The 8,633-nt window shown below is 64.9% G+C and carries 8 protein-coding genes; 3 read left to right on the top strand and 5 right to left on the bottom strand.

Translation table 11 applies throughout. The features are described from left to right. From Q7T26_11240 to Q7T26_11230, 3 genes are all read right to left on the bottom strand, one after another. On the bottom strand, window positions 1-2,416 hold a 2,416-nt coding region (locus Q7T26_11240), incomplete at its 3' end, for a heavy metal translocating P-type ATPase (protein MDO8532714.1). A 10-nt stretch (window positions 2,417-2,426) separates the two neighbouring features. Beyond that, window positions 2,427-2,693 (bottom strand): metal-sensitive transcriptional regulator, encoded by a 267-nt coding sequence (locus Q7T26_11235; protein ID MDO8532713.1) that lies wholly within the window; start codon window positions 2,691-2,693, stop codon window positions 2,427-2,429. A 613-nt stretch (window positions 2,694-3,306) separates the two neighbouring features. Next, window positions 3,307-3,498, bottom strand: a complete 192-nt coding sequence (locus tag Q7T26_11230) for a hypothetical protein (protein MDO8532712.1) — start codon at window positions 3,496-3,498, stop codon at window positions 3,307-3,309. 154 nt (window positions 3,499-3,652) lie between these two features. Between Q7T26_11230 and Q7T26_11225 the strand changes: the two genes are divergently transcribed. Together Q7T26_11225 and hisF are read left to right on the top strand one after the other, a co-directional pair. Then, window positions 3,653-4,009 (top strand): hypothetical protein, encoded by a 357-nt coding sequence (locus tag Q7T26_11225; GenBank protein MDO8532711.1) that lies wholly within the window; start codon window positions 3,653-3,655, stop codon window positions 4,007-4,009. A gap of 12 nt (window positions 4,010-4,021) precedes the next feature. Next, window positions 4,022-4,825 carry an imidazole glycerol phosphate synthase subunit HisF gene (hisF, locus tag Q7T26_11220; GenBank protein MDO8532710.1) on the top strand — a complete coding sequence of 268 codons (804 nt, stop codon included), beginning with the start codon at window positions 4,022-4,024 and terminating at the stop codon, window positions 4,823-4,825. A gap of 11 nt (window positions 4,826-4,836) precedes the next feature. Here hisF and Q7T26_11215 read toward each other — a convergent pair whose 3' ends face one another. Continuing rightward, entirely contained in the window at window positions 4,837-5,688 is an 852-nt protein-coding gene (locus Q7T26_11215) for a dihydrofolate reductase family protein (protein ID MDO8532709.1), read from the bottom strand. Continuing rightward, the gene (locus Q7T26_11210) at window positions 5,685-6,335 is read right to left on the bottom strand and encodes a GTP cyclohydrolase I (protein MDO8532708.1); all 651 of its coding nucleotides are present in this window, start codon (window positions 6,333-6,335) and stop codon (window positions 5,685-5,687) included. The genes Q7T26_11215 and Q7T26_11210 overlap by 4 nt, the downstream gene beginning before the upstream one ends. Before the next feature lie 239 nt (window positions 6,336-6,574). On the opposite strand from Q7T26_11210, the gene uvrB reads away from it, so the two are divergent. Next, complete coding sequence (uvrB, locus tag Q7T26_11205; GenBank protein MDO8532707.1) at window positions 6,575-8,602, top strand: excinuclease ABC subunit UvrB; 2,028 nt, start codon at window positions 6,575-6,577, stop codon at window positions 8,600-8,602. Window positions 8,603-8,633 lie beyond the last annotated feature (31 nt).

Raw genomic sequence — 8,633 nt, 5'->3', positions numbered from 1 at the left:
TGGGGTTCAGGAAGCCGTACTCGCCCAGGAGCGGACGCAGTGCCGTGGGCACGCCGCCGACGCTGGCGAAGATGGGATAAAGCACGCCCGCCGCCACCGGTATCAGCAGCACGTTATAGAAGAACGCCCAGAACAGGTTCTGCCGGATGGTCCGCACCGTGGACTTGCTCAGAGCGATGGCCGCCGCCACGCCGCGCACGTCGCCGCGCATCAGCGTGATGTCCGCCGCCTCCATCGCCACGTCCGTGCCCGTGCCGATGGCGATGCCGACGTCCGCCTGCGCCAGCGCGGGCGCGTCGTTGATGCCGTCGCCGACCATCGCCACGGCCTTGCCCTCCGACTGCAACTGTTTGATGACCTCCGCCTTCTGCTCCGGCAGCACCTCCGCCAGCACGCGGTCAATGCCAAGCTCCTTCGCGATGGCCTCCGCCGTGCGGCGATTGTCCCCCGTCAGCAGCACCACCTCCAGGCCAAGCTGGTGCAGTCGCGCCACCGCCTCCTTCGATTCCGGCCTGACTGTGTCCGCGACGGCGATGACGCCCGCGATGCGCCCGTCCATAGCCACGTACATGGGCGTCTTGCCCTGGGCCGAAAGCTGCTCCGCGCGCTCGGCCAGGTCGTCCAGCGCTACCGAGCGGTCCGCCATCAGCTTGCGATTGCCCAGCAGCAGCGCGTGTCCGTCTACGCGCGCCTCGATGCCGTGGCCGGGGACCGCCGCGAACTCCGTCGCCTCCGCCAGCGCCAGGCCAAGCTCCTGCGCGCGGCCCACGATGGCCTCGCCCAGCGGGTGCTCGGAGCCGCGCTCCGCCGACGCCGCCAGCCGCAGGACTTCCCGCTCCTCAACGCCCGTCGTCAGCACGTCTGTCACCGAGGGCTTGCCGCGCGTCAGAGTGCCCGTCTTGTCCAGCACCACAGCCTTGAGCTTGTGGGCCGTCTCCAGCGCCTCCGCGCTGCGGATGAGCACCCCGTGCTCGGCGCCCTTGCCCGTGCCCACCATGATGGCGGTGGGCGTCGCCAGTCCCAGCGCACAGGGGCAGGCGATGATGACAACCGCGACGAAGCTGAGCAGCGCGTAGGTCAGGCGCGGCTCCGGCCCGACGAGCATCCAGACCACGAACGTGAGCGCCGCGATGCCGATGACCGCGGGAACGAAGTAGCTCGATATCCTGTCCGCGAGACGCTGGATGGGCGCCTTGGATCCCTGGGCCTCCTCAACCAGCTTGATGATCTGCGAGAGGACCGTCGCCTTGCCCACCTTGGTGGCGCGGAACTTGAAGCTGCCCGTCTTGTTCAGCGTGCCGCCGTACACCGGCGTTCCGGCGCCCTTCTCCACGGGGATGCTCTCGCCGGTGAGCATGGACTCGTCCACGGCGGAGCGCCCTTCCACCACCTCGCCGTCCACGGGCACGCGCTCGCCGGGGCGGATGACGACCACGTCGTCCGCCGCCACCTGGGCGATGGGTATCTCGACTTCGGCGTCGCCCCGCACGACGCGCGCCGTCCGTGGCTGGAGGCCCATGAGCTTCTTGATGGCCTCGGAGGTCTCGCCCTTGGCCTTCGCCTCCAGGTAGCGGCCCAGCAGGATGAGGCCGATGATGAGGGCGGCGGTGTCGAAGTACGCCTCCGGCTTGAAGCCCGCCGTCTCGAAGAGCGCGGGGATGAATGTGGCGGCAACGCTGTAGAGGTACGCGGCGGTGGTGCCCACGGCGATGAGCGTGTTCATGTTCGTCGTGCGGTGCTTCGCCGCGCCCCACGCGCCGACGTAGAACTGCCAGCCCGCCCAGAGCTGCACGGGCGTCGCCAGCGCGAAGAGGAGCAGGAATTGCGTCTGCATGGGCAGGTCGCGGAAGCCGGGAACGACGGGCCAGGAGCCGAGCAGGATGAGCGCGCCCAGTCCCAGCGCGACGATAAGCTTGCGCTTGAGCGCCCGCATGGCGCGCGCCCGCTGCCGTGCCTCCGCTTCGACGGCATCGCCCTCCTCCGCGGAGAGCATCTGATAGCCCGCGTCCTCGATGGCCTTGCGGAAGGCCGCCCTGCCCGCGACGCCGGGGACGTACTCCACCTGCGCGCGCTCGGTCGCCAGGTTGACGCTGACGGAGAGCACGCCCGGCGTCTGGCCGATGGCCTCCTCCAAACGCGCGACGCACGAGGCGCAGGTCATCCCGCCGATGCCGAGCGTCGCCTTCTCCGCGCGCACCCCGTAGCCCGCGTCTTGCACAGCTTTCACCAGCGCCTCCGGCTTCGCCCGCGCCGGGTCGAACTCCACACGCGCCTTCTCCGTCGCCAGGTTGACTTCGGCGACCTGCACGCCGGGCACCTCCTTGAGCGCCTCCTCGATATGCATGACGCAGGAGGCGCAGGTCATGCCCTCCACGGGCAGGACGACCTCCTGTGTGTCTTTCGCCTGAGTCGTCACGGCGCGCCTCCTACTTTCTGCCGACGTTGTACAGGTCCATCAGCTCGCCGACGATCTCCTTCTCACGCCCATCCTTGATGCCCTGCACCACGCAGGAGTGCATGTGGCCCTCCAGCATCAGGGCCTCCATCTTCTCAATGGCCTTGCGGACGGCGTAGGTCTGCCGGAGGACGTCCACGCAGTACTTGTCCTCCTCGATCATCTTGCGTATGCCCGCCAGGTGCCCCTCGATGAAGCTGAGGCGCTTCAAACATTCGGTGCGCGTGTTGGTCTGCATCTCTCCCCCTATCACTGTCGGGCGCTGCCGCCTCTTCTTTTCCTGACATACCCCCACCCAGGGGGTATGGGTCTAAGCCCAGCCTACCACCGCCCCGTGGGTCTGTCAACAAAACCACTTTGCCGGTTCTCATGCAACGGGGTGTACCCTATTCCCCAAAGGTATTAAACTATCCTCACTCGGAGGCAAAGCGTGAATAGATTATGCCTCTGAGTAAAAGGATAGGATAAGCATGGCTCAACCTAGAATTGCCGGAAGGAGTTTCCAGTGAATATGCAGGTCAAAAATGGGGTGGAAAACTATTGAAGATAGCCTTATTTATTTTCGCTTTATATGCTATCAGCTAACTAATGAAATCACCCGAATAGGGCTACTGTGACGGATACTATCTCCAAAGCTGAAGTGCAGAAGAAATGGGAAGACACAGCCTCAAAAATCAGGTTAAGTCCAAATCTCTCTTCCTGTTTTCAAGGCAGCAAATTGCCCTGCCGTTTCACCAAGACGTTTACTATACTTGCCAAAAATGTGCTAAAAAGTTGATCAGAAGCAAGCCCGATTGGCATATTCCATCCCCTAGAAAATATTTACTATGTCTAACGATTTTTTGTCGGTATCAGTCGGTATCAATAGTATCCAAGATTGCGAATGAAGCAGCGATTATAAGCTTCAATGTTTGTTCATTTACTTTCGGTAGTCTTTTTTGCAAATCAGTCACTAACGCTGGACTTTCGGGGCGGCCAAGCACATCATCTAAGTTTTCGTCAAGCTTCTTGAGAAATACTGAGTTCTTTCGAGAAGTAGCCATTTTTAAAACCTCCACTTTTAGGGCATTATAGCATGGAGTATCGCATATGACTAAGCCCAAATGCATGAGAATCGCTCTGCCGAGAGCCGGGCGCGCCCTGTTGTCAGAGCGCCACGCGCGGCGCTACAATGGATGGCATGTTTTCGATGCGGATATGAAGTTACGCATAGCGCTTTTCGCCATCGGCATGGTCGTCCTCGCGCTCCTGGCCGCCGGCTGCGCCCAGCAGGGGGATCAAGCCCGCGTCAGCCTCCGCGAGTGGAAGCTGGAGATCAAGGATACGCAGCGTCCTCCGGGAGAGGTGGTGTTTCTGGTCAGCAATAACGGCGCCATGCGCCACATCCTGCGCATAGAGGGGCAGGGCGTCCGGAAACAGACGCGGGAAATTGAGCCGGGCGGCAACGACGTGCTCTCCGTGCGCCTGGAGCGCGGCACATACGACCTGTTCTGCCCCATTCTTCAGCACAGGGAGAGGGGCATCGCCGTCAAGCTGCAAGTCGGCCAGCCGTAGCAGTAGGAACACATGCTGACCAAGCGCATCATCCCCTGCCTGGACGTGGACTGCGGCCGCGTGGTGAAGGGCACCTCCTTCGTCAACCTGCGCGACGCCGGCGACCCCGTGGAGCTGGCCGCCTACTACGACAAGCAGGGCGCCGACGAGATCGTCTTCCTCGACATCACCGCCAGCGCCGAGCACCGCGACACGATGGTGGAGGTGGTGAAGCGCGTGGCGGAGCAGGTGTTCATTCCGCTCACCGTCGGCGGGGGCATCCGCTCGGTGGAGGACATGCACCGGATGTTGCTGGCGGGGGCCGACAAGGTCGCCATCAACACGGCGGCGTGCCACGACCCCAACCTCATCATGGACGGGGCGCACCGCTTCGGCAACCAGTGCATCGTCCTGGCGATTGACGCGCGACGGCTGACGACGTCGAAGCCGCCGTCGTCGTGCAGCCCGGCGGCGCTGTCCCCCGACTCCCGCTGGGAGGTCTGCATCTACGGCGGGCGCGAACCCGCGGGCCTGGACGCGGTGGCGTGGGCGCAGTTCGGCACGAGCCTGGGCGCGGGCGAAATCCTGCTCACGAGCATGGACGCGGACGGCCACAAGACGGGCTACGACTTGGAGATGCTGAAAGCGGTCTCGGAGGCGGTGACCGTGCCGGTCATCGCGAGCGGCGGCGCGGGCACGCCGGAGCACCTGTACGACGCCATCGTCGCGGGCAAGGCGGACGCGGTGCTGGCGGCGAGCATCTTCCACTACGGCGAGTACACCATCGCGCAGGTCAAGCGCTACCTGGCGGAGCGCGGCGTGCCGGTGCGGGTGTAGGGCCAGTCTCCCTACTCCTCCCCAAACCCGTACCGCAGGAACAGGTGCGAGTCGCCGCGCTTCACGCTGAGCAGCCGCCCCCACACGGGCCGCTCCGGCGCGAACAGCCTGCCCGCGACCAGACCGGGCCGCTCGACGCCGCCGTCCCGCCCCGCGACCTGCGGCGCGACGGTCAGGAACAGCTCGTCGAGAAGCCGCTCCTCGAAGAACGCGCCCAGCAGGCGCGGGCCGCCCTCGACGAGGATGATGTCGTTCCGCTGATGGCGCACGATGGCGTCCACGACGCCCCGCGCGGCGATGGGGCCGTCGTCGCCCGCGACCGCCACCGCGCACGACTGCGGGAGGCCGCGCTTCCGTAGCTCCCCCGCGCCTTCGGGAGTCGTCACGACCAGGGCAGGCGCCTGACCCAACTGAAAGACCGGCAGCGCCGTGTCAATAGTCCCGCGCCCCGTCACGACGACGGTGAGCGGCGGGCGCGGCTTCCCCAGCGCGGCGCGCAGCGCACGGTACTCTGCGGTGAGCGGAGCGTAGATGAACTCCGAGGTCCAGACGTGGGCCGGGTCGGCGCGCAGCGTCCCCGCGCCGATGACCACGGCGTCGGCCACGGCGCGCAGCAGCCCCATCACCATGCGGTCATGGGCGTTGAAGCCGCTGATGGCGCCGCCGCCCGACTGGTCGGGCCCGCCGAGCGCGGTAACGCCATCAAGCGTGGATACGAAGTTGCTGATGACATAGGGGCGGCCCGGATGCGCGCGAAACTGGAGCTGCCCGTAGAGTCGCGCCATCTCCGTGGGAAGAGGCACGGCGACGGCGTCGTCATGAGGCTCGTCGTAGAGCGGCTCCAGAGGGGTGATGTCGCTCAACGCTGCAGCCCGCATGCGGTGTAGAACTCGGCCCTTAGCGAGTAGTCATTCTCGTACGCGCCCCGCCAGAACGTCGTGCGCGTCAGAGGAAGGATTTCGCGGACCCCGCGCATCTGAGTGCACAGGTGATGGGCCTCCACGTACACCGCCACGCCGTGGGGCTTCAGCATGGCGTCCAGAGCGTCGGCGATCTGCCGGCCCATGCGCTCCTGCACGGTGAATCGCTTGGCGAACAGGCGAACAAGGCGCGTGAGCTTTGAAATGCCGATGATGTGCTCATGGGCGATGTAGCCCACATAAGCCCGCCCCTGGAACGGCAAGGCGTGATGCTCACAGAGCGAGAAGGTCGTAATCGGTCCCTCTATCACCTGACTCAGCTTGCAATCGGGCCCGCCGCCGCACTCCGTCTCGAACACCTTGAGAAGCTTCGGGTCGCCTTCGTAGCCTTCGGTTGCGTCAATCATGGCCTGAATGAAGCGCTGGGGCGTTTCCCTTGTCCCCTGGGTATTCGCCTCCATGCCGCACGCCGTGAGGATTTCGCCCATGTACCTCACGAACGTCTGCCTCTGCTTCTCGGTAATCTTGCGACGCCGAAGCGCCATGACCGAAGCCCACTCCTGCTCTTCCGGGTCTAAACTAATCGCCATTGTTTCTCCTCTCACCGTCGGCCTGACGCCGATGTGGATTTCTATTTGGCGGCGGGCAAACGCCCCTCCAGGTCTCTGGCGGAGAACGGGCCGGGTTCAGCGATGAGACGACGAGCCGCGTCCACGCCATACGATTATAGCCCGTGCGCGGACTCAGGGTGGCTTGAGAGACAACCCGCAACTCGCCGCGTGGTATCATCTTCTCGTACATCCGTGCGCCAGGCAGGTGATGCAGTCGTATGCCTTCATTCCACGTCGTCTCGCCGTTTGAGCCTACGGGCGACCAGCCCCAGGCCATCGAGAAGCTGGCCGCGGGGCTCCGGGAGGGTCTCCGCTTCCAGACGCTGCTGGGCGTGACCGGCTCTGGCAAGACCTTCACCGTCGCCAAGGTCGTCGAGAGCGTCCAGCGCCCCACGCTGGTCCTTGCCCCCAACAAGACGCTCGCCGCGCAGCTCTACGCCGAGTTCCGCGAGTTCTTCCCCGAGAACGCCGTCGAGTACTTCGTCTCGTATTACGACTACTACCAGCCGGAGGCCTACGTCCCGCAGACAGACACCTACATCGAGAAGGATGCGGACATCAACGAGGAGATTGACAAGCTCCGCCACGCGGCGACCCGCGCCATCCTGACGCGGCGGGACGTGGTCATCGTGGCGTCGGTGTCGTGCATCTACGGCCTGGGATCGCCCGCCGAGTACGAGAAGTTCGTCATCTATCTGGCCAAAGGGGAGAAGCACCCCCGACAGCGTGTCCTGCGCCGCCTGGTGGAGATGCAGTACGAGCGCAACGACATGGAGATTGCCCGCGCCAAGTTCCGCGTCCGGGGGGATACGCTGGAGCTGCAGCCCGCCTACGATGAGATAGCCATCCGCATCGAGTTCTTCGGCGACGAGGTGGAGCGCATCCTGCGCGTGGACCCCGTGACCGGCGAGTTCCTGGGCGAGGTCCAGGACATCTCCATCTATCCCGCCAAGCACTGGGTCACGTCGCAGGACAAGCTGACGAGCGCTGTGCGGACCATCGAACAGGAGCTGGCCCAGCGCATGGACGCGCTGAAGGCGGGCGGCAAGGTGCTGGAGGCGGCCCGGCTGGAGCAGCGCACTCGCCACGACATGGAGATGCTGCGGGAGATGGGCTACTGCCCCGGCATTGAGAACTATAGCCGCCACCTGGACGGGCGCGCCGTGGGGACGCCGCCGTGGACGCTCCTGGACTATTTCCCCGACGATTTCCTGCTGGTCATTGACGAGTCCCACATGACCGTCCCCCAGGTGCGCGGCATGTACCACGGGGACATGGCCCGCAAGCAGACCCTGGTGGACTTCGGCTTCCGCCTGCCTTCGGCTATGGACAACCGGCCCCTGAGCTTCGACGAGTTCAACGCGCGCACCAGCCAGGTCGTCTTCACCTCGGCCACGCCCGGCCCCTACGAGCTGGGCGCAAGCGCCCAGGTGGTGGAGCAGCTCGTCCGGCCCACGGGCCTCCTGGACCCCACCATTGAAGTCAAGCCCACTCACGGCCAGATTGACGACCTGCTGCATCAGATCAAGCTGCGGGTGCAAAATGGACAGCGCGCCCTGGTGACGACCCTCACCATGCGCATGGCGGAGGAGTTGGCGGACTACCTGCGGGAGATGGGGGTCAAGGTGCATCACCTGCACGCGGAGATAGAAACACTCCAGCGCACAGAAATCCTGCGCGACCTCCGCCTGGGCATATACGACGTGGTGGTGGGCATTAACCTGCTGCGCGAGGGGCTCGACCTGCCGGAGGTCAGCCTCATCGCCATCCTGGACGCCGACAAGGAGGGCTACCTGCGCAGCGCCACCAGCCTCATCCAGACCACCGGGCGGGCGGCCCGTCACCTGGACGGTCACGTCATCATGTACGCCGACACCATCACCGCGTCCATGCGCAAGGCCATAGACGAGACGTACCGCCGCCGCGGCCTCCAGCAGTCCTACAACGAGGCCCACGGCATCACCCCGCAGAGCATCAGGAAAGCCATTCGGGACATCACAGACCGCGTCAAGACCATGGTGGCCGAGGAAAAGGAAAAGTACACGGTCACCAGAGAGTTGCCCAAGGAAGAGATGCTGCGGCTGGTCCACGACCTGGAGAGGCAGATGAAGGACGCGGCGAAGCAACTGGAGTTCGAGAAGGCCGCCCTGCTGCGCGACCAGATTGTGGACATCCGCAAGCTCATGGAAGAGGACAGGGCGCTGTCCCTGGGCGCCTTCGGGCGCAAGGAACGCGCGCGGCGGTAGCGGCGCTTCGCCCTTTCCGCTACAATGGGCA

Source organism: Dehalococcoidia bacterium (assembly GCA_030648205.1).
Taxonomy (GTDB): Bacteria; Chloroflexota; Dehalococcoidia; order JAUSIH01; family JAUSIH01; genus JAUSIH01.
This window is presented reverse-complemented; position numbering and strand designations above follow the sequence as displayed.